This window comes from Micromonospora sp. NPDC047134 (assembly GCF_040643455.1).
In the GTDB taxonomy this organism is placed as follows: domain Bacteria; phylum Actinomycetota; class Actinomycetes; order Mycobacteriales; family Micromonosporaceae; genus Micromonospora.
Genome location: NZ_JBEYUI010000059.1, coordinates 1 through 1,448, shown reverse-complemented (window position 1 = coordinate 1,448; position 1,448 = coordinate 1). Strand labels below are relative to the sequence as shown.

Sequence of the window (1,448 nt, the reverse complement as noted above, 5' to 3'; positions counted from 1 at the left end):
GGCTCTTCGAAGTTAGGCGGGGTTGAGGTGTCCGCGGTGGCGTCGGGTTGTCGCGGTGCGGGTGCGTAATCGCTGGTTTTCGGGGTTGCGGAAGCCGTAGGCGTCGCGGGCGACGGTCTTGATGACCCGGTTGGTTCCTTCGGAGCCGGCGTTGGTGATTCCGGTGGTCAGGAACGCGTGGATCTGCGGCCACCAGGTCTCGATGGTGGTGGCGAGTCGGTGTAGTTCGGGCAGGTCGGTGGCGGCGCAGCGGGTGTAGAAGCGGCGTAGCAGCCGGTGGACGTGTTCGCGGTCCGGCTGGGTGCGGGCGGTCGCAAGCAGGTCGAGGAGGTCTTCTTTCGCGTTCCACGCGTCGAGGATCGGGGCGCCGATCTTGGCGGGTAGGGCGTCGAGGGTGTCGGTCAGGCGGTCGACGTGCTTGCCGGGCATGCGGGCCGCGGATCGGGTCAGCCGGTTGCGCATCCGCCACTCGGGGTCGCTACCGCGGCCACGACGCCCGCGTTGGCTGAGCGTGACCCGGCGGCGGACCTCGGTGACGGCTCGGTTGGCCAGTTGCACGACGTGGAAGTGGTCGACGACCAGCAGCGCGTGTGGCAGCACTTGCCGGATCGCGGCCTTGAACACGGTGCACATGTCGATCGCGACCGCCGTGATCTGCTCGCGCCAGGCCGGTGGGCGAGCGGTGAGCCAGCCGGTGACAGCGGCGGTGGTGCGGCCTTCGACCTGGGCGAGTAGCCCTTGGCCGCCGGACAAGTCGCAGAAGCCGACGTGCCACCGGTCCGCGGTCGTGGTCCACGATGCGGCCTGCTCGTCCCAGTTCCAGTGCGGTTTGCCCCGGCGGACCTCGTCGATGCCGAGCACCGCGACCGGCTCGGGCTCGGCCGGCAGCACCGCGGTGGCGTGGGTGGTGAACGCGGCCGCGACGATCGGCCATGAGATGCCGTGGTCGCGGGCGGACTGCACGATCGTGCGCCCGCCGTCGGCGACCGCCGCTCCAGCCGCCTGCCGCAGTCGGGTGGTCAGCCGTGAACGGGCCGGAACCTGGGCGACCTGTTCGGTGAACGACCTGCGTGGACAGGCTGGGGTCGGGCAGTACCAGCGTCGTTTACGCCAGCGCAGCCGCACCGGCCGCCCGGCGACCGGCAGGTCCCGCGGCCGGGTCGTGGCCCACTCCTTCACCCGCGCTGCTCGCTGCCCGCACTGCGGGCAGCATCGTGCCTGTTCACAACTGGTGGACAGGTTCACCACGGGGACGCCAGCGGCGTCCATCTCGACCCGCTCGGCCACCAGGCCGTCCAGCCCCAGCAGCCGGGTCGTATCGTTGACCATGCTCGCAGCTCTTCACTTGTGACCATCCGAACTAGACACTCAGATGATCACCGATGGGCTGCGAGCCCTTCACATCCGGGTCACCGCCAGCCGCGAACCCCGCTCAAGCTCGAAGAGCC

1 protein-coding gene is annotated in these 1,448 nt (G+C 70.1%); it reads right to left on the bottom strand.

Translation table 11 applies throughout. The features are described 5' to 3' along the window. Positions 1-12 precede the first annotated feature (12 nt). Complete coding sequence (locus tag ABZ795_RS28730) at positions 13-1,329, bottom strand: ISL3 family transposase (RefSeq protein WP_357532639.1); 1,317 nt, start codon at positions 1,327-1,329, stop codon at positions 13-15. Positions 1,330-1,448: the final 119 nt, after the last annotated feature.